Source organism: Symbioplanes lichenis (assembly GCF_030709675.1).
Lineage (GTDB): Bacteria > Actinomycetota > Actinomycetes > Mycobacteriales > Micromonosporaceae > Actinoplanes > Actinoplanes lichenis.
In genome coordinates this window covers 845,131-870,022 of sequence record NZ_JAUZQD010000001.1, presented here as the reverse complement: position 1 = coordinate 870,022, position 24,892 = coordinate 845,131, and the positions used below count along the sequence as shown (strand labels likewise).

The 24,892-nt window shown below is 72.3% G+C and carries 19 protein-coding genes and 1 pseudogene; 8 read left to right on the top strand and 12 right to left on the bottom strand.

Annotation, left to right across the window (positions count from 1 at the left end; all coding sequences use genetic code 11):
* Positions 1–10 precede the first annotated feature (10 nt).
* The 5 genes from RAN62_RS03920 to nucS are packed head-to-tail and all read right to left on the bottom strand — an operon-like array spanning position 11 to position 3,298.
* Positions 11–568, bottom strand: coding sequence for a hypothetical protein (locus tag RAN62_RS03920; protein ID WP_305783021.1), 558 nt, complete (start codon positions 566–568; stop codon positions 11–13).
* On the bottom strand, positions 565–1,959 hold the full coding sequence (locus tag RAN62_RS03915; RefSeq protein ID WP_305783020.1) for a WXG100 family type VII secretion target: 1,395 nt from the start codon (positions 1,957–1,959) through the stop codon (positions 565–567). Before RAN62_RS03915 ends, RAN62_RS03920 begins: the two co-directional genes overlap by 4 nt.
* Complete coding sequence (locus tag RAN62_RS03910) at positions 1,956–2,240, bottom strand: type VII secretion target (RefSeq protein WP_305783019.1); 285 nt, start codon at positions 2,238–2,240, stop codon at positions 1,956–1,958. Before RAN62_RS03910 ends, RAN62_RS03915 begins: the two co-directional genes overlap by 4 nt.
* A gap of 4 nt (positions 2,241–2,244) precedes the next feature.
* The gene (locus tag RAN62_RS03905) at positions 2,245–2,616 is read right to left on the bottom strand and encodes a YbaB/EbfC family nucleoid-associated protein (protein WP_305783018.1); all 372 of its coding nucleotides are present in this window, start codon (positions 2,614–2,616) and stop codon (positions 2,245–2,247) included.
* A 22-nt stretch (positions 2,617–2,638) separates the two neighbouring features.
* Entirely contained in the window at positions 2,639–3,298 is a 660-nt protein-coding gene (gene nucS, locus RAN62_RS03900; protein ID WP_305783017.1) for an endonuclease NucS, read from the bottom strand.
* A 59-nt stretch (positions 3,299–3,357) separates the two neighbouring features.
* Between nucS and RAN62_RS03895 the strand changes: the two genes are divergently transcribed.
* Both RAN62_RS03895 and RAN62_RS03890 read left to right on the top strand, forming a co-directional pair.
* The gene (locus RAN62_RS03895; RefSeq protein ID WP_305783016.1) at positions 3,358–3,984 is read left to right on the top strand and encodes a DUF4126 domain-containing protein; all 627 of its coding nucleotides are present in this window, start codon (positions 3,358–3,360) and stop codon (positions 3,982–3,984) included.
* Positions 3,985–3,992: 8 nt separating this feature from the next.
* Positions 3,993–5,288, top strand: coding sequence for a hypothetical protein (locus RAN62_RS03890; RefSeq protein ID WP_305783015.1), 1,296 nt, complete (start codon positions 3,993–3,995; stop codon positions 5,286–5,288).
* Here the strand turns inward: RAN62_RS03890 and RAN62_RS03885 are convergent.
* The 4 genes from RAN62_RS03885 to mce form a co-directional block, all read right to left on the bottom strand.
* On the bottom strand, positions 5,281–6,432 hold the full coding sequence (locus tag RAN62_RS03885; protein ID WP_438874457.1) for an AI-2E family transporter: 1,152 nt from the start codon (positions 6,430–6,432) through the stop codon (positions 5,281–5,283). The two genes, RAN62_RS03890 and RAN62_RS03885, sit on opposite strands and share 8 nt — an antisense overlap.
* A gap of 150 nt (positions 6,433–6,582) precedes the next feature.
* Positions 6,583–8,148, bottom strand: coding sequence for a Laminin subunit beta-1 (locus RAN62_RS03880; RefSeq protein ID WP_305783014.1), 1,566 nt, complete (start codon positions 8,146–8,148; stop codon positions 6,583–6,585).
* A gap of 217 nt (positions 8,149–8,365) precedes the next feature.
* On the bottom strand, positions 8,366–9,715 hold the full coding sequence (locus tag RAN62_RS03875) for a DivIVA domain-containing protein (RefSeq protein ID WP_305783013.1): 1,350 nt from the start codon (positions 9,713–9,715) through the stop codon (positions 8,366–8,368).
* 219 nt (positions 9,716–9,934) lie between these two features.
* Positions 9,935–10,387: a methylmalonyl-CoA epimerase gene (gene mce, locus RAN62_RS03870; protein WP_305783012.1), complete on the bottom strand. Its 453-nt coding sequence runs from the start codon at positions 10,385–10,387 to the stop codon at positions 9,935–9,937.
* 68 nt (positions 10,388–10,455) lie between these two features.
* Here mce and RAN62_RS03865 point away from each other — a divergent pair, with 68 nt between their 5' ends.
* From RAN62_RS03865 to RAN62_RS03850, 4 genes and pseudogenes are all read left to right on the top strand, one after another.
* Entirely contained in the window at positions 10,456–11,637 is a 1,182-nt protein-coding gene (locus RAN62_RS03865) for an acetyl-CoA C-acetyltransferase (RefSeq protein ID WP_305783011.1), read from the top strand.
* Entirely contained in the window at positions 11,634–12,593 is a 960-nt protein-coding gene (meaB, locus tag RAN62_RS03860; RefSeq protein ID WP_305783010.1) for a methylmalonyl Co-A mutase-associated GTPase MeaB, read from the top strand. Before RAN62_RS03865 ends, meaB begins: the two co-directional genes overlap by 4 nt.
* Positions 12,594–12,763: 170 nt before the next feature.
* Positions 12,764–13,699 carry a tetratricopeptide repeat protein gene (locus RAN62_RS03855; RefSeq protein WP_305783009.1) on the top strand — a complete coding sequence of 312 codons (936 nt, stop codon included), beginning with the start codon at positions 12,764–12,766 and terminating at the stop codon, positions 13,697–13,699.
* Positions 13,700–13,837: 138 nt separating this feature from the next.
* Positions 13,838–14,974: pseudogene (locus RAN62_RS03850) on the top strand (arginase family protein); the annotation flags it as partial.
* 288 nt (positions 14,975–15,262) lie between these two features.
* On the opposite strand, the gene RAN62_RS03845 reads toward RAN62_RS03850, so the two are convergent.
* Positions 15,263–17,191 carry a penicillin-binding transpeptidase domain-containing protein gene (locus RAN62_RS03845; protein WP_305783007.1) on the bottom strand — a complete coding sequence of 643 codons (1,929 nt, stop codon included), beginning with the start codon at positions 17,189–17,191 and terminating at the stop codon, positions 15,263–15,265.
* Between the two features lie 211 nt (positions 17,192–17,402).
* On the opposite strand from RAN62_RS03845, the gene RAN62_RS03840 reads away from it, so the two are divergent.
* Positions 17,403–22,334: an NAD-glutamate dehydrogenase gene (locus RAN62_RS03840; protein ID WP_305783006.1), complete on the top strand. Its 4,932-nt coding sequence runs from the start codon at positions 17,403–17,405 to the stop codon at positions 22,332–22,334.
* Here the strand turns inward: RAN62_RS03840 and RAN62_RS03835 are convergent.
* Entirely contained in the window at positions 22,312–23,088 is a 777-nt protein-coding gene (locus tag RAN62_RS03835) for an alpha/beta fold hydrolase (RefSeq protein ID WP_305783005.1), read from the bottom strand. The genes RAN62_RS03840 and RAN62_RS03835 overlap by 23 nt on opposite strands.
* Positions 23,089–23,141: 53 nt before the next feature.
* Between RAN62_RS03835 and RAN62_RS03830 the strand changes: the two genes are divergently transcribed.
* Complete coding sequence (locus tag RAN62_RS03830; protein ID WP_305783004.1) at positions 23,142–23,774, top strand: TetR/AcrR family transcriptional regulator C-terminal domain-containing protein; 633 nt, start codon at positions 23,142–23,144, stop codon at positions 23,772–23,774.
* On the opposite strand, the gene RAN62_RS03825 is transcribed toward RAN62_RS03830, so the two are convergent.
* On the bottom strand, positions 23,701–24,846 hold the full coding sequence (locus RAN62_RS03825; RefSeq protein ID WP_305783003.1) for an MFS transporter: 1,146 nt from the start codon (positions 24,844–24,846) through the stop codon (positions 23,701–23,703). The genes RAN62_RS03830 and RAN62_RS03825 overlap by 74 nt on opposite strands.
* Positions 24,847–24,892 lie beyond the last annotated feature (46 nt).

Below are 24,892 nucleotides of genomic sequence, written 5' to 3'. Positions count from 1 at the left end.
CGCGCGCCGATCAGTCGTCAGGCCCGAGGACGCGACCGAACTGGGCGAGCGATCCGGCTCGGTCCATGTCGTCCAGATCGGCCGGGTCGAGGCTTGCGATGGCCGGGTCGTTGTCCCGCTCGCGCCAGCCGCGCGTCGGAACGGACACATAATCGAGATCGACGAAGCCGTTCTCGAGATGGAACCCCCCGTCCCGCTCGAACAGTACGATCAGCGGTTCGAACGGATCCTCCAGGCCTTCGGGCATGGTGAAGCCGGGAACGGCGCGCACGGCGGCCCAGTGCAGGATGGAGGGCGTCAGCCGCGTCACGTACCAGCCGCCTTCCTCCACTGCCGCAAGAACCTCGTCGATTGCCTGCTGGTCAGCTCGGACACCAGGGTCGACGCAGCCGGCGATGTCGAAGAAGACATTGTCCGGCTCGCACTGGAAAGCCTTGGCCCAGCGCGCTGCACGGCGGAAGTACTCCTTGAGCAACGCAGCCCGGGACCAGCTGCGATAGCCGTGGCCTTGCCAGCTGACAGCGCGTAGCCGGTCGGCCGTGACGCGTACTGATTCGTCGGGTGTCATCGTCGCAATCCTCGCAGAGCTGCTGCCACGATCTCATCCAGGTTCGAGAGATCCTCGGCGATCTCCAGACCCGAGGGATCGAGGCCCAGCGCCCGCCAGTGCTGGAGTGGAGCGTGCGGCCTCGTCTCGTGCGGCGCCAGGTTGTGCGCGCCCGGGTGGTCAGGGCTGAAGAGGCTCGAGCCGTCGGAGGTCCAGGCGCCCGGATCGGCCGAGCGGTAGGGGAGTCCCGCCTCCATCAATTTGTGCTCGACGTACTCGTGTGCCGCCAAGCTGCGGAACTGAACCTTCTGGTGATCGGTCAGGGTCCCCGCTGTCGCGCCGTCCCACAGGTCGGAGATGCGGTCGTACGGGGTGAAGTAGCCTCGCTCGACCTGACCCGGGCCGGTGGCTATGTCATGTTGCTGGACAAAGAGGTTTTGGCGCATGCCTTCGAGCACCCGGGCGTCGAGGCCGGTGTTGGATGCGGCGAGCTGTGTGTCCTGCGGGCTGTCGCGGATGCGCCGGTAGGCCTCGACAGCCCGATCGGACAACGGATCGCCATCGTCGATGAAGTCCGATCCAGCCGGGAAGTCGGCGCGGAATTCGGCCGGCGTGGGGGTGGTCGTTGTGGCAATGGGGTCGGTCCGGGCGAGGTCGTGGTTGCGCTTGCTCAGCTCGGTAAAGATGTCGGCCAGCCGGTCGAGCTTGGGTGCCAGCCGCCGCAGGCTGCTGAGCAGGGCGCGGACGAAGTGCTGGATGCGGTCGGCCCACTTCGCGACCAGCGTCGCGACCTGGCTGATGACGACCGGGGTGGCCAGGCCCAGAGTGAGCCCCTCTTCCGCCAGCCACTGCGGCAGCCGGGCGGCCAGCGTGCCGACGAACTCGGCGATCAGGTCGCGGACGATGCCGCGCACCAGCCCGACGAGCAGGCCCGCGCCCTCGACAGCGGAGGAGATGCCCTCCGCTGCCCGGGCGAGACCGTCCAGCACCTGCATGTGCAGGGCGGCATGGGAGCGGTACGCGTCACCGGACGCGCCGAACCAGCCGGAGACCTCGGCGGCGAGGCGATCGGCGTAGTGCTGGCGGGCCTGTGCGGTGAAGGTGGCGACGTTGGACCAGGTGGCGGCGTGGGCGGCGACCTCGTCGGCGTTGCCGGCCAGCTGGTCGAGGGCTTCCCGGAGCGGCTGGACGTGTTCCATCAGCCAGGAGACGCCCCAGGCGGCCAGGGTGCCGAGCGGATCGACGGCCAGCGCGAGCATGTCGAGGGAGCCGCCGACACCGCCCAGCGTGCCGTCGACCCAGCTGTTGTCGCGGATGCCGCTGGTGATGTCGGCGGCGTCCTCGATCAGGCCCAGCCCGGTGTACCAGGTTGTCGAGTCCTGGCTCGGCGCCACCAGCGGGTCGGTGCTCACGGAAAGAGGTTCGCGGCGGCATTGTCGGTGGAGGCTGTCTCGCGGGCGATGGCACGCAGCTTCAGCGAGGTTTCCCGCAGTGCGTCCTCTGTGTCGTGAAGACTGCCGGCCGCCACCGAGAAGAGCGGGCCGAGCAGGGCGGGCAGGAACTGGCACAGCTGCCCGTACGCCTGGCTGTCCATGGTGACCGCACGCACCGCCGACCGGGCCTGACGCACGTCGTCGGCGATGCGGTCGACGCTCTGCGCGTGACCGAGAACGGCGTCCGGGGACAGCTCCATCGCATCACCGCTCGGCCGGGAAACGTGTGGCGTACGACTGCACGACGGCACGCCCGGTCTCGGTGTCCGCGCCGACTGTGCGCTCGACCTGCTCCGCCACCCGCGCCGCCAGATCGGCCTGGGCCCGGCGGACCAATGCCATGATGCCCCGGCTGAGCTCGGGGCCGGTGCGCTGCTGGGCCGCCCGGTCGTCGATGCGGAGGCTTTCCAGCTGCCCGGCCGGGCCGACGACCACCTCGAGCAGGCCGTCGTCGCTGCGCGCGGAGCCGGTCAGAGCGGCGACGCGCCGGGACAGCTCGACGGCGCGGACGGCGTTCGCATCCACGCGCGCCACCCACGAGTCCAGCCATTCCTCGGCCGCATCGACATCGCTCATCGGCCCCACTCTCGCACAAGTTTCAGAAGAGGGTGAGCTCGTCCTTGCCCATGCCGCGCAGCTTGTCGTAGTCGACGACGACGCAGCGGATGCCGCGGTCGGCGGCCAGGACGCGGGCCTGGGGCTTGATCTCCTGGGCGGCGAAGACACCCTGGACCGGGGCGATCAGGGGGTCGCGGTTCATCAGTTCGAGGTAGCGGGTCAGCTGCTCGACGCCGTCGATCTCGCCGCGGCGCTTGACCTCGACGGCGACCGAGGCGCCCGAGGCGTCCTTCAGCAGCAGGTCGACCGGGCCGATGGCGGTCATGAACTCGCGGCGGACCAGGGTGTGGCCCTCGCCGAAGGTTTCCGGGTGGGCGGCGAGGAGCTCCTGGAGGTGGGCTTCCACGCCGTCCTTGACGAGGCCCGGGTCGACGCCGAGGTCGTACGAGGTGTCCTGGAAGATCTCCTCCAGGGTGATGCGCAGCTCCTCGCCGGCCTTGTTGACGACCTTCCACACGCCCGGCGCCTCCTGCAGCTTGCAGGGCGGGCTCATCCAGTTGAGCGGCTTGTAGGCGCGGTCGTCGGCGTGGATGGACACCGACCCGTCGGCCTTGACCATGAGGAGGCGGGTGGCCGGGGGCAGATGGGCGGAGAGCCGGCCGACATAGTCCACGGAGCATTTCGCGATGACCAGACGCACCGGACGAGAGTAACCAACGCGGACAGGCGGGACGTGCGCGGCGGTGCCATGCTGAGATCGTGCTCGAAGCGCTCACCGGAACGGGCCTGGCCGCGTCGGCCGGGCTCAATGCCTACATCCCGCTGCTCACGATGGGTCTGCTGGCCCGCTACACCGACCTGATCGACCTGCCCACCGGCTCGCAGTGGCTCGCGAACGGCTGGGTCATCGGCATCTTCGCCGTGCTGCTGGCCGTCGAGGTCGTCGCGGACAAGGTGCCCGTGGTGGACCACGTCAACGACATCGTGCAGACCGTCGTACGCCCGACGGCCGGCGGCATCGTCTTCGGCGCGGGTTCGTCGTCGCAGACGGTGACCGTGCAGGACCCGGGATCGTTCTTCGGGTCGCACCAGTGGGTGCCGGTCGCGGCGGGCATTCTCATCGCGCTCTGCGTGCACGGGGTGAAGGCGGCGTCCCGTCCCGTGGTCAACGCCACGACGGCCGGTGTCGGCGCCCCGGTCGCGAGCACCGCCGAGGACTTCGGCAGCGTCGTGCTGTCCGTGCTGGCGATCCTGTTGCCCGTACTCGTGCTGGTGGGGCTGGTCCTGCTCGTCCTCGCCGCGGTGTGGGTCTTCAGGCGGCGTGCGCGGCGCAAGCGGGAACGCCGGGCGGCGGCGGGTGTCGGGACCACCCATCAGTTTGGTTGACTCGGAGCGTGCCCGCGGTCGCCGTTCCCGTCTTCGCCGTCTGCTGGTGGCTCGGGGCGTACCTGATCGGACGTGATCCCACGCGGGCGGTGCTGCTGCGTGCGGCGGCGGCCCTCCTCGCGTACGCCGCCGGGGTCGTGGCCTGGACCATGGCCCCGGAGTCGGCGGTGACCGCCGTGCTGCTCTGTGCCCCGGCGCTGCTCTGGGCCGGGGTGACCGCTGCGTTGCTGCCCGCGGAGAGCGCCGAGCGGCGGCCGGTCAACGTCGGCTGGCTGCTGGCCGGCCCGGTCTTCCTGCTCCTCACCGTCCTGTTGCCGGCCGCCGGCAAGTTGATCGCCCTCGCGCCGCTCGCCGGCGGCCTGGTGCTGCTCCTGCGCCACCGGCATCAGGTACGTCCCCCGCTCCTGCCGGTCGCGCTCACCGGCGCCTCGATCCTGTACGCCCTCGCGCTCGCCACCTTCCTCACCCGCGCCGGCGACGAGTCCGCCGTGCTGCTCGTGGCGACGATCGGGCTCGACCAGCTGCTGCTCGGCTTCCTGGTCGCCGTGGCGGACGCGGCGGCGGCCGGCGAGCGGCTCCTGCCCGACCTGCGCCGGTCCCTGATCGCCGCGGTGGCCGCCGTGCTGCTCGTGGCGGGGCCGGTCGCCCTCACGCTGCTGGCGACCCCGTACCAGGCGATCGTCACGATCTTGCAGTTTCTGCTCGTCGCCGTGGTCATGAGCGGGGCCGGGGCGGCGGGCCTGGTGCGTACGGGCTTCGACCGCCTCGCGTTCCTGTCCGCCGACCGTCTCCGCCGCGACCGCGAGTCGCTCTTCCTGGCCGCTGACTCCCTGCCGCGCCGGGGCGAACGGCACGGACTGGCGACTGTGGACGAGGCCGAGTTCCATCGGCTCGTGCGCCGGGCTCTGCGGGACTACGGCGACACCGGCCGGCTGTTGCGGAACCCGCTCGTGGACCTGCCGGTGGTCGAACGCCGCTTGCACGCCCGGGGGCCGGGGGCGGCGGGCCAGCCGCTGGCCCGGGTCACCGAGCTGCGGGCGGTGCTCGGCGAGGAGGTCGCGCGGCTGCAACCGGGCGGGGCGCCGGCCACGACGGGGGAGTGGCGGCACTACAACACGGTGTTCTATTGCCAGGTGCGCGGGCTCCGGCCGTACGAGCGGGGGCCTGTGCCCGACAATCTGGACCGCGACGCCCGCCGGGTGCTCGACTGGTTCCGCCGGTACGTGCCGCGGCCGATGGTGCGCCGCTGGAGTGCCGAGGGCGCCGCCATCGTCGCCGGCCGCCTCTGGAAGGAGCTCACTTGAGCTCCATGCTCGGGTTCACGACCTCCCGGATGATGAGCTGCACGGCCGCCACCAGCGGAATCGCGATCAATGCCCCGAGTACGCCGAAGAGTCCCACGCCCAGCAGCGCGGCCGTGATCGCGGCGACGTCGCTGACCTTGACCGAGCGGCGCATGACGTTCGGATAGATCAGGTAGTTCTCGATCTGCTGGTAGACGAGGAAGAAGACGATGCTCACGATGCCGGTCGTGATCGAGTCGGCCAGGGCGATCAGGCTGACGATGACGGCGCCGAGCGTCGCGCCGATCTGCGGGATCAGGTCGCAGACGGCCACGACGACGGCCAGCGCGAACGGATAGGCGAGCCCGACGATCACGGCGAAGACCCAGGTGGACAGGCCGGCCAGGACGGCGATGGCGAGCGCGCCGACCATGTACGCGCCGACCTTGGTGAGGATCTCGTCGGTGAGCAGCCGGACCCGGGTGCGGCGGGAGGCGGGCACCAGCGCGTAGGCCGCCGACTTCATGCGCTCGAACGACGCCATGAAGTAGATCGTGAGCACCATGACGGTCAGCACGTTGAAGATCGTGCCGAAGAGCAGCCGGGCGCCGCCGACCACGCCGCCGAGCGCGTTGGTGACCGTGCCCGCGTTGATGGCGTTCTGCACTTTGGTCAGCAGGTCGTACCGCTGGACGAGGTCGTTCACGGTCTCGTTGCGCTGCAGGCTCTCGATGAAGCCGGGGACGTTCTCGACGAGCTGGCCGGTCTGGGTGACCACGGGCGGGATGAGCGCGACGATGCCGCCGACGAGCAGGGCCACCACGGTCAGGGCGAGCACCGTGACAGCGAGCCAGCGTGGGAAATGCCACTTCTGCAGGCGCAGGACCGCCGGGTTGAGCCCGATCGCCAGGAACAACGCGACGAAGATCAGCACCAGGATCGAGGCGGCGTTCCGGACCCCCAGGAAGATGACGTACGCGACGATCACGCCGAGCCCGCCGGTCAGCCCGATGAGGAACGGGTTGCGCCGGCTCAGCGGCGGCCCCGGCTGTCCGAATTGCCCATCCGGCTCGGGGTCGAGGGCCGGCGCGGCGTCGTCCACCGGGGGCTCGTCCGGGGTGGTCTCCGCGGGCGCCTCGTCGGACCCGGGCTGGTCGGCGGTCACCGGACACCTCCGTGGCAGCGGGCGGCCCCCGTCCGGCGGCCGACATCCCGGCCGGAATCTATCGGCCCGCCGCCACCGGGGCCACCCGGCGGCGGGCGAAAACGCAGCGGCCCCGGTCTGTCGGGACCGGGGCCGGGCGGTGAACGGAAGTTACTCGGCGTCGGCGCCCACGCGGCTCGCCGGCCGGGCCGTCACCTTGGCCGACGCGGTCACCTTGGACGGCGCGCCGTCCTTGTCGGCGCCCTTGTTGTCGATCGAGGTGATCGGCGAGGCGGTCTGCGGCGCGACGGTCGCTGTGCCCGTGGCGGTCGGCGCCTCGGACCCGGCCGGCGTGACCGGCGCCGAGCCCGCGGCGGGGGCGGCGACAGCAGCCGGGGCAGCTGCCGCAGCGACCGGCGCGGCCGCGGCGGCGACAGGAGCCGGGGCCGGGGCAGCAGCGGGGGCGGGCGGCACGGAGTCCGTGTCGTCGTCGTCCGGCGACGCCGCAGCGGCGAGCACCGCGGCCGCGGCCAGCTCGGCGACCCGCTTGGCCTCCTTCTGCACCTGGCGGCGGACGTCGGCGGCGTGGCGCTCGGCGGCGGCACCGGCCCGCTTGGCCTCCTCGACCCGCGTGAGCTCGGCCTCGAGCTCGCGCTTGACCTCGGCCAGCCGGGCCTGCACGGCCTGGGCCTCGCGCTCGGCGGTCTGCGCGCGGCCGGCGGCCTCGGTGGCCTTCTGCTCGGCCGCGGCGACCTTGGCCTGGGCGGCCTCGAGGTCACGGGCGGCGCCGGCGATCTTGTCCTGCTGGGCGGCGATCTCCTTGCGGACCGCGGTCGCCTGCTCGTCCGACTTGCGCAGGATCTCCTCCGCGTATTTGTCGGCCTCGCTGCGCAGGTCGGCGCACTGCTTCTCGACGCCGGTGCGGAGCTGCTCGAGCTCCTCGGCGGCCTCCTTGCGGCGCTGGGCGACCTCGCGCTCGACGGTCTCCTTGAGCTGGGTGTGCTCGCGGTCGGCGGCGGCGCGCCGCTGGGTGATCTCCTGCTGGGCCTGGTCGCGCAGGCCCTTGATCTCCTGGTCGGCCTGGACCCGGGTGGACTTGGCGTAGCCGTCGGCCTCGGCCCGGACCCGCTGGGTCTCCTGACCGGTGCGCTCGGTCAGCTGCTGGGCCTCGGCCCGGGCCCGGGTGAGCGTGGCCTCGGCCTCGGCCCGCAGCTGCTCGGCGGACTGCCGGGTGGCGGCGAGCGCCTTCTCGGCGGCGGCGCGGCGGGCGGCGTCGGCCTTCTCCTCCTCGGCCCGGCGGGCGGCGAGGGCGATCTCGAAGTCGCGGATGCCGTCGTGGGCGTGGGCCTCGGCCTCGGCCCGGATGCGCTCGGCCTCGGCCAGGCGGGCGGCGATGTCGTCGGTGGCGGAATTCTTGATGTCCGCGGCGACTTCCTCGGCCTTGGCCAGGATCTCCTCGACCTTGGGCCCGAGGTGGCGGAAGGAGACCTCGGCGCCGATGGCCGGGTTGCGCCGGACCTGCGCGAGCTCCTGCTGCAGCCGGTCGAGCTGGCCCATCATCGCCTGATTCTGCAGCTGGGCCCCGTCGCGCTCGCTGATCAGCGTCGCGATCTCCTGCTCGGCCCGGGCGACATAGCGCTCGACCTGTTTCTTCTCGTAACCCCGCAGGGCGGTCTCGAAGCTGGGCTCCGGTGGCGTCTCTCCACCGAGTCCGAAGATTTCCCCGCCGTGCGACATGCTGTCCATCCTCACATACGCGACGTCCCGTGACGTGTCGTTACACACCGGCCGGCCACGCCACTTGTCTGGCGCTCAGGCTACGCGTGGAAGCAAACAGGCCGTACCGGAGGAACCCCGGTACGGCCCGCACAACGATCTCGCACAGCCGGCCCGGTCCTCTTAACCGTTGCGTACCCGCCGGGGTGGCGCAACCGGGGACCGAGTGGCGAATGACTCAGCTGCTCTTGGCGGCCACCTCGGCCTGCTCAGCGGTGTTGTCGCCGGAGGTGGCGGCGTCCCGCTGGGCGGGAGCCTCGGCCGGAGCCGCCGGGGCCGGGGCGGCCTGCGCGGGGGCCGGCTGGGCCTGGGCCTGCGCCTGGGCGACCGCCTCGGCGGCCTTCGCGGCGCCGACGGTGGGCACCAGGCCGGAGAGGCCGGAGAGCATCTGGCCGAGCTGGTTGGTGACGGCGTCCTTCTGCCGGGTGAGGTCCTCGACCTCGCGCTTGGCGGCCTGCGTGGTCAGCTCGGCCTCGGTGCGGGCCTCGTTGAGCAGCCGCGTCGACTCGCTGCGGGCCTCGGTGACCGTCTTCTCCGCGAGGGCGCGGGCCTTCTCCACCGTGTCGGCCGAGTGCCGCTCGGCCTCGAGCCGGCGGGTCTCCGCGCGCTGCTCGATCTCCTTGGCGCGGTCCTCGGCGGCCCGGGCGCGCTCCTCGGCCTCGGCCACCATCCGCTGGGCGGCACTGACCTGGGCGGCGTGCCGCTCGGCGTCCTCGCGCTCCGACTTCTCGCGGCGCTCGGCGACCTCGATGGCCAGCGACTGCAGGTCCTTGTCGCGCTTGTCGCGGGCGTCGGTGAGCAGCTTGGTCGCCTCGGCGCGCTTCTCCTCGGCCTCGCGGGAGGCCTTGGCCCGCAGCTGGGTGATCTCCCGCTCGGCGGTGGCGCGCAGCGAGGCCACCTCCCGCTCGACGGTCGACTTGAGCTCGGCGACCTCGTGCGCGGTGACCGTGCGCAGCTGCTTGGTCTCGCGGTCGGCGTCGGAGCGCAGCGTGTCGGCCTCCCGCCGGGCCTGCACCCGCGCCTCCGCGGCCTCGCGCTCGGCGTGCGTCCGGACCTGCCCCGCGTCGCGCTCCGCCGACGCCTTCATGGCGGCCGCCTCGGCGCGCGCCTTGTCCGTGATCTCCCGCGCCTCGAGCCGCGCCGCGGAGAGGATGCCCTCGGACTCCCGCTTGGCCTCGCTGCGGTGGTCGTTCGCCTGCTCCTCGGCCAGCCGCAGGATCTGCTCGACCCGGGTGCCCAGCCCGGACAGAGTCGGTCTGTTGTTCTCTTCCAGCAGCTTGTTGCTGTCGGCGAGCTTCTGCTCGAGCGCGTTGAGCCGCTGCTCGGCCTGGCGCAGGCGGCGCTGCGCGTCGTTCATGCGCTGCTCGGCCTCGCCGCGCGCCTGCTCGGACTGGTTGAGGGCGGCGATCAGCCGGCCGAGGTGGGCATCGACCTGCCCGCGGTCGTATCCACGCAGGACAACGGTGAAGTCGTGCTGCGAATTCGCGGTTTCGAAGAAGGCGAGATTGGCATCCTGCTGCTGGGGCATTGCGCCATATTGGCAGACCCCCCAGGGGGCTACGCAAGACTGTCCGGGCCGGAGTATTCCGGGCGAAGATCACCTTCGTCCTGCTCGCCGAGGCCCTCGCTCGGCCGTTCGGGTGGCCCCCGCCGCGCACCCCGAACAGCGTGTGGCCGCATCACTACGACCTGTGCCGATCAAGCGCGGGAAGGCGCCTCTTGATCCTGCCAGCCCCCGGCCGTCCCGTCAGGATGTTTCACCCGCAGGTTGACAAAACGGCTCGACCAGTTCGACGAGTACGCCGCCCGCGTCCTTCGGATGCACGAAATTGATCCGCGATCCCGCCGTGCCGCGCCGGGGCTTGTCGTAGAGCAGTCGCAACCCGCGGGCGCGCAGAGCCGCGCTCGCCGCCTCGACGTCCCGCACGGTGTAGGCGAGCTGCTGCAGCCCCGGGCCCTTCTTGCCGAGAAAGGCGGCGATCGTGGAATCGGGGCGCAGCGGGGCCAGCAATTGGATCCGGGCGCCGTCGTCGCCCGCGGTGAGCATGGCCTCGCGTACGCCTTGTTCCTCGTTGACCTCCTGATGCGCGCACCGCAAGCCGAACGTGTTCTCGTAGAAGGTGATCGCCTCGTCGAGATCGGGCACGGCGATGCCCACGTGGTCGATTCGGACGACGCCCACATCCGGTAGGGAGTTCATGCCCGAGAGTGTGACATTGTGAAAGTTGTTCCGGCAGATCCTCCCGGCGAATGTGAAGCGGAGACCCCGTGACCAGTTCGGTGATCGTGAGCGGCGCTCGTACCCCGATGGGCCGCCTTCTCGGCAATCTCAAGAACGTTCCCGCCACCGCGCTCGGTGGCCACGCCATCGCCGCCGCCCTCGAGCGCGGCGGGGTGGCCCCGGAGCAGGTGGAGTACGTGATCATGGGCCAGGTGCTCCAGGCGGGCACCGGTCAGATCACCGCCCGCCAGGCCGCCGTGGCCGCGGGCATCCCGATGGGCGTGCCGGCGCTGACGGTGAACAAGGTGTGCCTGTCCGGGCTGGACGCCATCGCGCTCGCCGACCAGCTGATCCGCGCGGGCGAGTTCGACATCGTGGTCGCCGGGGGCATGGAGTCGATGACCAACGCCCCGCACCTGCTGATGGGCCAGCGCCAGGGCAAGAAGTACGGCGACATCCTGGTCCGCGACCACACCGCCTACGACGGGCTCATGGACCCGTGGCTGGGCATCTCGATGGGCGAGTCGACCGAGCAGTCCGGCCGGGGCCTCGGCATCTCCCGGGCGGAGCAGGACGCCTTCGCCGCGCTGAGCCACCAGCGGGCCGCCGCCGCCCAGACCTCGGGCCGCTTCGCCGAGGAGATCGCCCCGCTGCGGGCCGGGCAGCGCGACACCGACCCGCTCATCGACACCGACGAGGGCGTACGCCCGGAGGCCACCGCCGAGTCGCTGGCCAAGCTGCGCCCGGCGTTCGCCAAGGACGGCACGATCACGGCCGGGAGCGCCTCACCGATCTCCGACGGCGCCGCGGCGGTCGTGGTCATGAGCCAGGCGAAGGCCGAGGAGCTGGGCCTGAGCTGGCTGGCCGAGATCGGCGCGCACGGCAATGTCGCCGGGCCGGACAGCTCGCTGCAGGCGCAGCCGGCCCACGCGATCCAGCACGCGCTCGGCAAGGCCGGGCTGGCGGTCGGCGACCTCGACCTGATCGAGATGAACGAGGCTTTTGCCCAGGTGGTCATCCACTCGATGCGCGAGCTCAAGGTGACCGAGGACATCGTCAACGTCAACGGCGGCGCGATCGCGCTCGGCCACCCGATCGGCATGTCGGGCGCGCGGCTGGTGCTCACGCTGGCCCTGGAGCTGAAGCGCCGCGGCGGCGGCACGGGCGCGGCCGCGCTGTGCGGCGGTGGTGGTCAGGGCGACGCGCTGATCATTACAGTCCCGGCATGAGAAAGGACGTGCCCGCGCTGGTGGCCGGCGCGCGGAACGGGGAGCCCCGATCCGTCGCCCGGCTGATCAGCATGGTGGAGGACGGCGACCCGCGGCTGCGCGAGGTCGCCGCGGCCCTGGCCCCCTATGCTGGCCGGGCCCAGGTCGTGGGGCTCACCGGGTCACCCGGCGTGGGCAAGTCCACCACCACGAACGAGCTGGTCCGCGCGCTGCGGGCGGAAGGTCACCGGGTCGGCGTGCTCGCCGTCGACCCGTCCAGCCCGTTCACCGGGGGCGCGATCCTCGGCGACCGGATCCGGATGCAGGAGCACACCACCGACCCGGGCGTCTACATCCGGTCGATGTCGAGCCGGGGCCAGCTCGGCGGGCTGGCCGCGGCGACCCCGCAGGCCGTCCGCGTGCTGGAGGGCGCCGGCTGCGACGTGATCCTGGTCGAGACGGTCGGCGTCGGGCAGGCCGAGGTGGAGATCGCCACGCTGGCCGACACCACGCTGGTGCTGCTGGCGCCCGGGATGGGCGACGCGATCCAGGCCGTCAAGGCGGGCATCCTCGAGATCGCGGACGTCTTCGTGGTCAACAAGGCGGACCGCCCGGGCGCCGACGCGACCTACCGCGACATCCAGGGCATGCTCGGCCTGGGGGAGCGGGCCCCCGGCGACTGGCGGCCGCAGGTCGTGCGGGCCACCGCGGTCAAGGGCGAGGGGATCGATGAGGTGGCCGCCGCGATCGCCAAACACCGCGCCTGGCTGGGCGCCGGCGACCGGCTGCGCGCCGCGCACGAGCGGCGGGCCGCCGTCGAGGTGGAGGCGATCGCGCTGGGCACGCTGCGCGCGCGCCTGGGCGACCTGCACGAGGGTACGGGCCTGAGCAAGCTGGCGGCCCAGGTCGCGGCGGGCGAGCTCGACCCTTACGCGGCGGCGGACACGCTCGTGGCCGACCTCGGCGACCGCTCCTGAGCCCCGGCTGGACACCACGGCGGACTCGCTCGTGACCGGCCGCGGCGACCGCGCGTGAGGCCCGGCAAAAGGTGCACTTCGCCCGGTTCGGCGGGGGCGGCTGTGACGTCCGATATCGCTCGCCCGGCGGCGCGGCGGACCGGGGGTTCAGCGTGCGAGACTAGGTAACCATGAGCGACCCACGGACCACTCCGTCGATCTTCACCCGCGGCGCGGTCGACCTCGGTGCCCTGCGCCCGGCGAGCAAGCCCGCGCAGCCCGCTCCCGCGAGCCCCGCGGGTGGCGCTGCCCCGGCCGGTGCCGCCCCCGCCGGCTTCCCGGGCGCCCCGGCCGCCGGTGCCTCGATCATCGACGTGACCGAAGAGAATTTCCAGACGACGGTGCTGCAGCTCTCGCTGACCACCCCCGTCATCCTCGATTTCTGGGCCGAGTGGTGCGAGCCCTGCAAGCAGCTCTCCCCGGTGCTGGAGAAGCTGGCCGCCGAGGGCGGGGGCAGCTGGATCCTGGGCAAGGTCGACGTCGACGCCAACCCGCGGCTGGCCCAGGCGCTGCGCGTGCAGGGCATCCCGATGGTCGTGGCGATCGTGGGCGGCCAGCTCGTCGAGGGCTTCACCGGCGTGCTGCCCGAGGTGGAGGTCCGCCGTTACGTCGACGCGGTGCTCAAGGCCGGCGGCGTGGAGGTGGCGGCGCCGGAGGACCCGCGGCTCGACGCGGCCGACGACGCGCTCATGACCGGCGACCTGGACGAGGCCGAGGCCGCGTACCGGAAGATCCTGGCCGAGTCCCCGCAGGACCACGCGGCCGAGTCGGGCCTGGCCCAGGTCGAGCTCTACCGGCGGATCACCGGGGTCGACCCGACGACCGCGCTGGCCAAGGCCGACGCCGACCCCGACGACGTCGCCGCGCAGCAGCTCGCCGCCGACATCGAGGTCCTCAGCGGACAGGCGCCCGAGGCCTACGAGCGGCTGGTCGCCGTGGTCAAGCGCACCGCGGGAGACGAGCGCGACGCCGTCCGCAAGCACCTGCTGTCTCTGTTCACCGTCGCCGGGCCGGACGACCCGGCCGTGGCGAGCGCGCGCCGCGCTCTCGCCCGCGCACTCTTCTAGAGAGGAGCCTCGTGGGCCATTGAGGCCGCCGGGAACGGGTATTGACCAGATCGCCGCAGCTCAAAAGACTGGTCAACGCCGAAACTCGAGCCGGGTCGCCGTGGTCCACGAGGTGATCTTCTTCGTTACGGGGGCTCCATGCGCCGGATAGCCGTACTCGACGCACCGTCCAACCTCGGCCTGCGCCCGCCCACCGCCACCTCGGTCCCGGGCGTCGCCAAGGCGCCCGGCGCCCTGCGCGACGCGGGGCTGCTGCGCCGGCTCGACGCGCGCGACGCCGGGTGCCTGACGCCGCCCCGCTACGACCCCGGCGACTGGCGCCCCGGCGACGGCGTCGCGCACGCCCGCGAGATCGGCGTCTACTCGCGCCGGCTGGCCGACCGGATCGGGGCCATCATCGACCAGGGCGAGTTCCCGGTCGTGCTCGGCGGCGACTGCTCGATCGTCCTCGGCTCGGCCCTGGCCATGAACAGGCTGGGCGAGGCGGTCGGCGGGCGCGTCGGGCTCGTCTTCGTGGACGGTCACTCCGACTTCCGGCACCCGGGCAACGCCTCCTACGTGGGCGCGGCCGCGGGCGAGGACCTGGCGCTGGTCACCGGGCGCGGCCAGGCCAACCTGACGGCGTTGGAAGGCCGCCGCCCCTACTACCGCGACATCGACGTGGTCGTCATGGGCATCCGCGCCCAGGACGAATACCGGCTCGACCTCCAGGCCGCCGGCATCGTCACCCGTCCGGTCCCGGCGCTGCGGGCCGAGGGCGCCGCCCGCAGCGCGCAGTGGGCGCAGGAGCAGCTGCTCGACTGCGCCGGTTACTGGGTGCATCTCGACGTGGACGTGCTCGACCCGGCCGTGCTGCCCGCGGTCGACGCGCCGGAGCCGGGGGGCATCGCCTTCCCGGAGCTGGAGATCCTGCTCTCCGGGCTGGTCGGCTCGCCGCACTGCCTCGGCGTGGAGATCACCGTCTTCGACCCGGACTACGACCCCGACGGCGTCTACGCCGAGGAGATCACCGCCGCCCTGGTGGCGGGTCTGCAGTCGGCGCACGCGGTCGACCTGCGCCCCGACCTCGTGGCGGCGCGGGCCGACCTGCTCGCCCCGGAGGCCCCCGGCGTGCTCGCGACGGCCGCGGTCCCGGTCCCCGACCCTCCGACGGTGGCGATGCCCCGCGACCCCGCGCCCGCGCGAGAAGAGCACGAAGAGTCGCAGCCGCAGGCCGCCTGGGAGCCCGAGCCGCAGGCCGCCCCGGAGCCGGAGCCGGTGGACGAGACATCCGAGCCGGCGCCCGAGGAGCCCGAGCCCCAGCCTGAGCCCGAGCCGCCGGCGGAGGAGGAGCCGGAGCCCGAGTCGCCGGTCGCGCTGCTGGAGCCGTCGGTCGAGGAGCCCGGGCCGGTGTCCGAGGAGGACGAGCACGAGCTGCGCCCCCTCGGCTCCCACCCGCTGCTCGACTCCGAGCCGCTGCCCGCCACCATGCCCGGCATGCTCCGGCCCCGGCGGACAGAGGACTTCTCCTTGCCCGCCCAGCGCCCCGCCTTCGAGATCAACCCCGAGGCGCTGACGTAAGCGCTACTTGTTCAGCGCGGTGAGGAAGCGCTGCACGATCGGCACGGCCGCCTCCGACCCGGCGCCGCCGTTCTGCACCATCACGGCGAAGGCGACGTCACCCTGCCAGCCGACGAACCACGAGTGCGTGTCCTCCGAGCCGGTCTTGAACTCGGCCGTCCCGGTCTTGCCGGAGACCGGGCCGCCGGGGACGGACTTGAGCTTGGTGCCCGTACCCTTCGTCACCACCTCGCGCATCATCGTGCGCAACGCCTGCACCGAGCCGTCCTTGAGGGCGGGCCCGTCGGCGGCGGGCGCGGCCGGCGCCGGGTCGAGCACCAGCCGGGGCTGCTTGAACTGGCCGCGGGCCACGGCGGCGGTCGCGGCGGCCAGGGCGAGCGGGCTCATCGCCGTGGCGCCCTGGCCGAAGGAGGCGGCGGCCAGCTCCTGCGGGGAGTCGGCCGGCGACAGCTTGCCGCTGAAGGACTCCAGGCCCAGGTCCCATTTGCCCTCCAGGCCGACCTCGGCGGCGGCGGCCTTCAGCCCGTCGGCACCCAGCTTGGACGACAGGCCGACGAAGGCGGTGTTGCACGACTTGGCGAAGTCGGTGCGGAACGGGACGGACCCGAGGGCCATGTCGTGCGAGTTGCCGAACTCCTGCCCGCCGACCTTGGCCGTCTTGGGGCACTCCACCTTGGCGTCGAGCGACACCGCGCCCTTGTCGAGCAGGCCCAGCGCGGTGACCATCTTGAACGTCGAGCCGGGCGGCACCTGACCGGTCATGGCGGTGTTCACGCCGGCGCCGTCGGGGCCGTTGGTGACCGCGAGCACCGACGAGTCGCTGATCCGGATCGCGACGAGGGCGCTCGGCTGCTTCTCGGGCACGACCGCGGCGTCGGCGGCGGTCTGGGTCTTCTCGTCGAGGGTCAGCTTGATCGGCTGACCGGCCACGGGCGCCGAGGTGAACAGGGCCGCGTCGTCCTCGACCTGGTCGTCGGGCGTCTTGCGGGCGATGACCACGTTCAGGCCGGCCGTGCCGCGCAGCCGGTCGTCGTACTTCTCCTGCAGGCCGCCGTGGCCGGCCTGGTCGCCCTGCGCGATCCGGTCGGGGTGCGCGTTGATGTCGTCGCGGGTCGCCGGGTCCGCCGTGCCGAGCACCGCCCGGGCGAAGGCCCGGTTCGGCGCCAGCTCCCGCTGTTCCTTCCGGAAGCGGGTGCCCTTCAGGTCGTACACCTGGGATCGGATCTTGGCGTAGTCCGCGTTGCGCAGCGTGATCACGTCGACGAAGGCGCCGGGATCCGCGTTGCGCAGCCGGGTCGTGAGGTCCTTCTGGTCGAGGTCCACCTTGACCGTCTTGAGCGCGGTGGCCAGGGCCTTGACCAGTTTCGCCTGGTCATCGACCGCCTGGGGCTCGATGCCGATCGTGGTGACCCCACGGGCGGTCACGAGCGCCTGGCCGTCGGGCCCGAGGACGTCGGCGCGGTCCGAGGTGGTGCGCCGCAGCTCCAGCCGGTCGCCGGCGGTCAGCTTCTCGTGCAGCACGGTCGGGTCCCAGACCACGCGCCAGCCGTCGGTGTTGCGCTTGGTGAGGCGCACGGTGCTCTGGTAGGACCACGGCACGTTGCCGGGCAGCGTCCAGTCCAGCTTGATCGGCTCGGTCGCGTCGTCGCCGGTCGCCTTGGCGTCGCCCGCGGCGCTGACCTTGAGCGCGGACTTCGTCAGGTCGCCGGTGAGCGCCTTGAGCTCGGTCTGCACGTCGGCGGCGGCGATCCGGCCGCCGGCGGCGGTGACGAAGCCGATCTTGCTCAGGTCGCCGCCCTGCCAGCCGGCGAGGAAGGTGTCGACCGTGTCCCCGGGCTTGTCCCCGCCCGAGCAAGCGGCGAGCCCGGCCCCGGCCAGGAGCAGGCTCGTAACGGCCGCGAGGGGTCGGCGGACCTTTCCGCTGCGGTGCATCAAGCTGCCCCTTTCCGGGTACGGCACAGAAACCGTACGGAACGGTAGCGCCTGGTGTCTCGTCCTGAGGTCCCCTGTTACCGGAGATGAAGCAAACCGTGTCCGGATCTTCTCCCGCACCCCCGGTCCGCACGCATGATCGAACGGGGGAACTAGGCTGAGGGCCGACACGTCGAACCCACAGTGTGGTGGGTGAGGGGAGCCGTCTGCCATGCCCGCAACCGACGAGGCTGCTCACGAAACCGATCCGGAGCTCGACTTCGGTCCCGGCCCCGGTCTCGCCCTGACGGGCCGGCTGGGTGCGTCCGAAGAAGAGCTCGACGAGCCGCTGCCCAACGCCGAGCGCCTGGTGGCGCAGGCGGTGGCCCGGGCCGGCGAGGACCACGCCACGGCCACCCTGGTCGACCGGTTCTGGCGCTTCGCCCCGGACGAGGAGCTTGTCGGCTACACGCCGGAGGAGATGTTCGACGCCGCCCGGGAGCACCGGGAGCTGGCCGCCGCCCGCCTCCCCGGCGAGCTGAAGCTCGACATCAGCGCGCCGTGCGAGGACCAGCCGCACACCGTCATCTCGATCGTCACCGACGACATGCCCTTCCTGGTCGACTCGACCACGGCGCTGCTCACCGCCCACCAGCTCCAGGTGCACCTGCTCGTTCACCCGCTGATCGTCGTGCGCCGCGAGCCGCTGGGCGCCCTCGCGCAGGTCGAGGCCAACGTCGAGCCCGACGACGCGATCGAGGGCGACCTCGTGGAGAGCTGGATCCGGGTCGAGATCGACCCCGTGCGTACGGTCGAGGCGCGCGACCAGCTGCACAACGAGCTGCGCCGGGTGCTGACCGACGTGCGGGACGCCGTCGACGACTGGCCCCGGATGCGCCAGCGGGCCCTGGTGATCGCCGACGAGCTGGCCACGGCTCGGGGCACGGAGTCGAAGCTCCCGGTGCCCGACAAGGACGTCACGGACTCGGTCGAGCTGCTCAAGTGGCTCGCGCACGATCACTTCACGTTCCTCGGCTACCGCGAGTACCACCTGGACGGCGATCTGCTGTCGGCCGTACCCGGGAGTGGTCTGGGCATTTTGCGGGGTGACCAGAGCACGCCGCGCAAGCTGTCGTCGATGGCGCCCGAGGCCCACCAGCGCGCGCTGGAGAAACGGCTGCTGGTGATCACCAAGGCGAACTCGCGGGCCACGGTGCACCGGTCGGCCTATCTGGACTACATCGGCGTCAAGGTCTTCAACGAGCGCGGCGAGGTGTGCGGCGAGCGGCGCTTCCTCGGGCTCTTCTCCAGCTCGGCCTATCGCACGAGCGTGCGCGAGCTGCCGGTCGTCCGCCGCAAGGTCATGGAGGTGCTGGACCGCTCGGGCCTGTCGCCGCGCGGGCACTCCGGCAAGGACCTGCTGCAGATCCTCGAGACCTATCCGCGCGACGAGCTCTTCCAGATCAAGACCGACGACCTGTACGAGGCCGTGATCGGCGTGCTCCGCATGGCCGGCCGCCGCCAGCTGCGCCTCTTCCTGCGCCGCGACGGCTACGGCCGGTTCATCTCGTGCCTGATCTATCTGCCGCGCGACCGCTTCACGACCGGCAACCGGCAGGCCATGCAGGAGATCCTGCTGCGCGAGCTGAACGGCGTCGGCGTCGACTACACGACCCGGGTGACCGAGCGGATGCTGGCCCGGGTGCACTTCATCGTGCGCACCGACCCGGCCGACCCGCCGGGCGGCGTCGACCCCAACGTGCTGGCCGAGCGGCTGGCCGACGCGACCCGGATGTGGGACGACGACTTCTCGCTGGTGCTCGAGCGCAAGGTGGGCGAGGAGCCGGCGAAGGAGCTGTTCCAGCGCTACACGGCGGCCTTCCCGGACAGCTACAAGGACGGTCACACGCCGTACGAGGCCGTGCTCGACATCGCCAAGCTGGAGTTGCTCGAGGAGTCGGGCCAGCTCGAGATGCACCTCTATCGCAAGCGGCGGCTCGACCGGGACGGCTGTGCCGAGCCCGACGACAGCGACGTGCGCTTCAAGGTCTTCCGCTACGGCGAGCCGATGATGCTCTCCGCCGTGCTGCCCGTGCTGCACTCGCTCGGCGTCGAAGTGGTCGACGAGCGGCCCTACGAGGTGCGGCGGGCCGACGGCACGGTCTATCTCTACGACTTCGGGCTGCGGCCGCCGTCGTCGCATCACGAGCTGGCCGAGGTACGCCCCCAGGTCGAGAACGCCTTCGCGGCGGCGTGGCAGAACGAGACCGAGGTCGACGGCTTCAACGAGCTCGTCCTGCGGGCGGGGCTCACGTGGCGGCAAGTGGTGGTGCTGCGCGCCTACGCGAAGTACCAGCGGCAGACCGGCAACGTGTTCTCGCAGCGCTACGTCGAGTCGACCTTCGTCGCGTACCCCGAGATCACCCGTCTGCTCGTCGAGCTCTTCGAGACGCGCTTCTCGCCGCAACTGGAGATCGGCGAGGAGGAGCGCACCCGCCGGGCCGAGGACCTGGTCGAGCGGATCACCGAGCTGCTCGACGGCGTGGAGAGCCTCGACCAGGACCGGATCCTCCGCTCGTACCTGCGGCTGATGCAGGCCACATTGCGCACCAGCTTCTTCCAGCGCGGTGCCGACGGGCGGCCCAAGTCCTACGTCGCCTTCAAGCTGGACCCGACGGCGATCCCCGACCTGCCGCAGCCCCGGCCGAAGTTCGAGATCTTCGTCTACTCGCCGCGCTTCGAGGGCGTCCACCTGCGCTTCGGGGCCGTCGCCCGGGGCGGCCTGCGCTGGTCGGACCGGCGCGAGGACTTCCGCACCGAGGTGCTCGGCCTGGTCAAGGCGCAGATGGTCAAGAATGCCGTGATCGTGCCGGTCGGCGCCAAGGGCGGCTTCGTGCTCAAGCAGCGGCCGGGCGACCGCGACGAGGCCGTGGCCTGCTACAAGCTCTTCATCGGCGCGCTCCTCGACGTCACCGACAACATCCACAGCGGCAAGATCGTGCCGCCGGTGGACGTGGTGCGCCACGACGGCGACGACCCCTATCTGGTGGTGGCCGCCGACAAGGGCACCGCGACGTTCTCGGACACGGCCAACGAGATCTCGGTCGGCCGCGACTTCTGGATGGGCGACGCGTTCGCCTCCGGCGGGTCGGCGGGCTACGACCACAAGAAGATGGGCATCACCGCCCGGGGCGCCTGGGAGTCGGTGAAGAAGCACTTCCGCGATCTCGGCACGGACACGCAGACCCAGGACTTCACGGTGGTCGGCGTCGGGGACATGTCCGGTGACGTGTTCGGCAACGGCATGCTGCTCTCCGAACACATCAAGCTGGTCGCCGCCTTCGACCACCGGCACATCTTCCTGGACCCGGATCCGGACCCGGCTGCTTCGTACGCGGAACGCCGTCGGGTCTTCGATCTGCCGCGCTCGTCGTGGGCCGACTACGACCCGGCCGTGATCAGCGCGGGCGGCGGCGTCTATCCGCGGTCGGCCAAGTCGATCCCGGTGTCCCCGCAGGTCCGGGCCGCTCTGGAGCTCGGCGACGCGACAGCGGTCAGCCCGGGCGAGCTGATGCGGGCCATCCTCGCCGCGCCGGTCGACCTGCTGTGGAACGGCGGCATCGGCACCTACGTCAAGGCCACCACCGAGACCCACGCCGAGGTCGGCGACAAGGCCAACGACGCGATCCGGGTCAACGGCGCCGACCTGCGGGTCAAGGTGGTCGGCGAGGGCGGCAACCTGGGCCTCACCCAGCGCGGCCGGATCGAGTTCGCCCGGGCCGGCGGCCGGATCTTCACCGACTTCATCGACAACGCGGCCGGCGTCGACTGCTCCGACCACGAGGTCAACATCAAGATCCTGCTCGGCGGCGCGGTGACCGACGGGGAGCTGACCATCCCCGAGCGCGACGAGCTGCTCGCGGCGATGACCGACGAGGTCGGGGCGCTGGTGCTGCGGGACAACTACGAGCAGGCCACGGCGCTCGGCAACGCCCGCCAGCAGGCCCACTCCCTGCTGCCCGTGCACCGCCGCATGCTGCTCGCGCTGGAGCAGTCGGGCCAGCTCAACCGCGAGCTCGAGGCCCTGCCCACCGACAAGGAGCTGGCCGCCCGCTACGACAACGGCGAGGGGCTGTCCACGCCGGAGTTCGCGGTGCTCCTCGCGTACGTGAAGATCTCGCTGGAGCGGCAGGTCCTGGCCGACCCGATCGTCGACGAGGAGTGGACCAGCGACGTCCTCGCGCGCTACTTCCCGACGCCGCTGCGCGAGCGCTTCGCCGCGCGCATGGCCGGCCACCGGCTGCGCCGCGAGATCATCTCGACCAGCCTGGTCAACGAGGTGGTCAACCGGGGCGGCACGTCGTTCGTCTTCCGCGCGATGGAGGAGAGCGGCGCGTCGGCGGCGGACGTGATCCGGGCCTATGTGGTGGTGCGCGACGTCTACGGCCTGAGCGACCTGTGGGCCGCGGCGGAGAAGCTGGACAACCAGGTGCCGACCTTCGCCCAGACGCTGGTCTATCTGGAGACCCGGCGGCTGCTCGACCGGGCGGTCCGCTGGCTGGCCGGCAACCGCCGCTCCCCGCTCGACGTGGCCGGCGAGATCGAGCGGCTGCGCCCCGGCGTCGCCTCCCTGCTCGAGCGGCTGCCCGAGGTCGTCATCGGCGCCGAGCGGCGCTCGCTCGAGGCCCACGCCGAGATGCTCGTCGGCAACGGCATGCCGGAGGAGCTGGCCCAGGGCGTCGCCCGCGTCGTCTACGGCTTCGGCATGCTCGACATCCTGGAGACGGCCAAGGCCACCGGCCGGGACCTGCGCGACGTCGCCGACGTCTATTTCGTCCTCTCCGAGCGCTTCCAGATCGACGTGCTGCTGTCGCACATCTCGCGGCTGCCGCGCGGCGACCGCTGGCAGACGCTGGCCCGCATGGCGCTGCGCTACGACCTCTACTCCGCGCTGGCGGGGCTGACGGCCGAGGTGCTGCAGACGGCCGCGCCGGACGCCTCGCCCGAGGACAAGGTCGCGGAGTGGGAGCAGGTCAACGCGGCGTCGCTGGCCCGCGCCGGGAACGCGATGGGCGACGTCGCCGAGTCCCCGGCGGACCTGGCGGCGCTCTCCGTCCTGCTCCGCCAGATCCGCACCCTGGTCAAGACGTCGTCGGCGGGCTGATCGCAGAGTCGACGAACCGCTCGATCGCCGCGGCCACGCGCCCCGGCGCCCGCATCTCGGCGTTGTGGCCCTGCCCGTGCATCACCAGTCGCGTGGTGCGCGGCAGGGCCCGCTCGAGGGCGTCCAGCCGGTCGCTCAGGTGGGCCGGTGACTTGTCGCCGCCGACGAGCAGCACCGGCAGATCCAGCTCGGCATAGGCCGGCAGCCGCACGCCCAGCGCGTCGATGGCGTCGTTGTCGTCGAGCTGCCGGACCACCCGGTCCCGGTAGCGGCTGTGGCCGATGATCCAGCCCAGCGTGACCGCCTGCCACGCGGGCGCCCCGACGATGTCGCGCGCGAAGATCGAGATCGCCCGGCCGGGGCTGCCCCGGTCGAGGGCAGCCCGGGCCGCGACCTGCGCCGCGCCGCCCAGCGGCTCTTTCACCACGACGGGCGGCTCGTAGAGCACCGCGCCCGCGTAACCCCGCGGATCGGCGGCCATCGCCTCCAGGGCCAGCACGGCGCCGGACGAGTGCCCGATCAGCACCGGCGGCCGGCCGAGGGTGCCGGCGACCTCCGCCACATGCTCGACCTCCTCGGCCATGGTCACCGGCCGGGGCAGATCCATCCGGTATTGCCGCCGGTGCAGCCGCACGGTCCGGAACCGGGGCCGCAGCCGGTCGGTGACCCGGTGCCAGGACGACGGGTCGCCCATGCCGCCGTGCAGCACCAGCAGGGGAAAGCCCAGCCCCTCGTCGATCGCTGTCGCTTGCATCAGAAGCCTCCTTAGCAGCGCTAAGGAAAATTTAGCACTGTTAAGGTGACGGCGTGAAGGGACTGAGCCGCGATGTGATCGTGCGGACAGCGCTGCGGCTGCTCGACGACACCGGCCTCGACGGGCTCACCGTGCGCAAGCTGGCGGCGGAGCTCGACGTGCAGTCGCCCGCGCTCTACTGGCACTTCCGCACCAAGCAGGAGCTGCTCGACGGCATGGCCGACGAGATCATCCAGCGGGCCGGGATGGGGCCGCCGCGCGCCGGGGAGTCGTGGGAGGACTGGCTGCGGCGGCGGGCCGGGGCCTATCGGGCGTCACTGCTGGCGAGTCGCGACGGCGCCCGGGTCGTGTCGGCGTCCGCCCGGGGCGGGAGCGCGGCCGGCGAGTTCGAGCGGGAGCTGGCCGCGATGGTCGGGCTCGGCTTCACGCCACGGCTGGCGCTGTGGACCATCGCCACCGTGAGCCACTACATCACCGGGCACGTGCTGCAGGAGCAGGCGGCGGTCGTGCCGGACACCGCGCCGGACCTGAGCGGCATGCCCACCCTGGCGGCGGCCGTCCGGGCCGGCGGCTTCCACGGCGACGATCTGTTCGAGCACGGGCTCGAGGTGCTCATCGCGGGGACGCGGGTTCAGGTGTCCGGAGCACCCGTGAGCCCAGCCCCATCACCACCGTCAGCGCCGTGACCACGATGAACGACGTGGTCAGCGAGGTCAGGTGGGCGATGCCGCCGAGGATGCCGGGGGCCACGAGCCCGCTGCCGTAGGCGATGCCGGCGACGCCCGCGAGGCTGCGGCCCGGGTGGTCGCCGATCCGGCCGGCCGTGGCGAAGACGAGCGGGACGACCACCGCGATGCCGACGCCGAGCAGGCCGAAGCCGGCGAAGGCGGCCGCCACATGCTTCGCCAGCACCACGGTGACGGCTCCGGCCGCCGCGCACAGCCCGGCGACCTGGACCGTACGGACCGGGCCCAGCCGCTGGATGACCTTGTCGCCGGCGAACCGGGCCACGGCCATGCTGATCGAGAAGACGGACACCGTCAGGGCCGCGACATCCGCCGAGCCGCCGACGACGTCGCGGACGTAGACGGCCGACCAGTCGAGACCGGAGCCCTCCGCGAAGACGGCGCAGAGGGCGACGAGCCCGATGGGCAGGACGGCCCGGGACGGCAGGGCGAAGGCGGGCGGCTCCTCGAGCGTGGGCTCGGGGCGGTGCCGGAGCAGCCAGAAGCTCGCGGTCAGGGCGATCGCGGCGAGGGCCACGGCGGTGAGCGTGAAGTGGATGCGAGCGTCGAGTCCCGTCGCCGTCGCCGCGACCGCCGAGCCCGCGAGGCCGCCGACACTCCAGTAGCCGTGGAAGCTGGACATCACGGAACGGCCGTAGCGCTCCTCGATCAGGACGGCTTCGGCGTTCATGGCCACGTCGGCGAGGCCCGCGGTGGCGCCGTAGACGATCAGAGTGGCGCAGAGGGCGTACACGTCGGCGGGAAGCGCGGGCAAAGCCAGGGCCGCGCACCAGAGCAGGATGAGCACCCGGGTCAGCGCCCGGAGGTCGAAGCGGTGCACGAGGCGTCCGGAGAGCGGCATGGCGAGCAGTGCGCCGACGCCGGGCATGAGCAGGGCCACGCCGAGGCCGCCGGCGCCCACCCCGACGTGGTCGGCGATCCACGGGACGCGGGCGGCGAAGGTGCCGGTGACCGCGCCGTGGACGGCGAAGATCACGGAGGTGGCGACGCGGGCGTGACGAAGGGCGTGCATGACGGGTCACACTACGGGTCGCGTACCCCCTGGGGGTATAGGCTGG

Coding starts and splice junctions, on each gene's coding strand:
- RAN62_RS03855 (WP_305783009.1), top strand. CDS start 12,764: ATGAGCGACCCACGGACCACTCCGTCGATCTTCACCCGCGGCGCGGTC.
- meaB (WP_305783010.1), top strand. CDS start 11,634: ATGAGAAAGGACGTGCCCGCGCTGGTGGCCGGCGCGCGGAACGGGGAG.
- RAN62_RS03825 (WP_305783003.1), bottom strand. CDS start 24,846: ATGCACGCCCTTCGTCACGCCCGCGTCGCCACCTCCGTGATCTTCGCC.
- RAN62_RS03875 (WP_305783013.1), bottom strand. CDS start 9,715: ATGCCCCAGCAGCAGGATGCCAATCTCGCCTTCTTCGAAACCGCGAAT.
- RAN62_RS03910 (WP_305783019.1), bottom strand. CDS start 2,240: ATGGAGCTGTCCCCGGACGCCGTTCTCGGTCACGCGCAGAGCGTCGAC.
- RAN62_RS03845 (WP_305783007.1), bottom strand. CDS start 17,191: ATGCACCGCAGCGGAAAGGTCCGCCGACCCCTCGCGGCCGTTACGAGC.
- RAN62_RS03905 (WP_305783018.1), bottom strand. CDS start 2,616: ATGAGCGATGTCGATGCGGCCGAGGAATGGCTGGACTCGTGGGTGGCG.
- RAN62_RS03880 (WP_305783014.1), bottom strand. CDS start 8,148: ATGTCGCACGGCGGGGAAATCTTCGGACTCGGTGGAGAGACGCCACCG.
- RAN62_RS03920 (WP_305783021.1), bottom strand. CDS start 568: ATGACACCCGACGAATCAGTACGCGTCACGGCCGACCGGCTACGCGCT.
- RAN62_RS03840 (WP_305783006.1), top strand. CDS start 17,403: ATGCCCGCAACCGACGAGGCTGCTCACGAAACCGATCCGGAGCTCGAC.
- mce (WP_305783012.1), bottom strand. CDS start 10,387: ATGAACTCCCTACCGGATGTGGGCGTCGTCCGAATCGACCACGTGGGC.
- RAN62_RS03835 (WP_305783005.1), bottom strand. CDS start 23,088: ATGCAAGCGACAGCGATCGACGAGGGGCTGGGCTTTCCCCTGCTGGTG.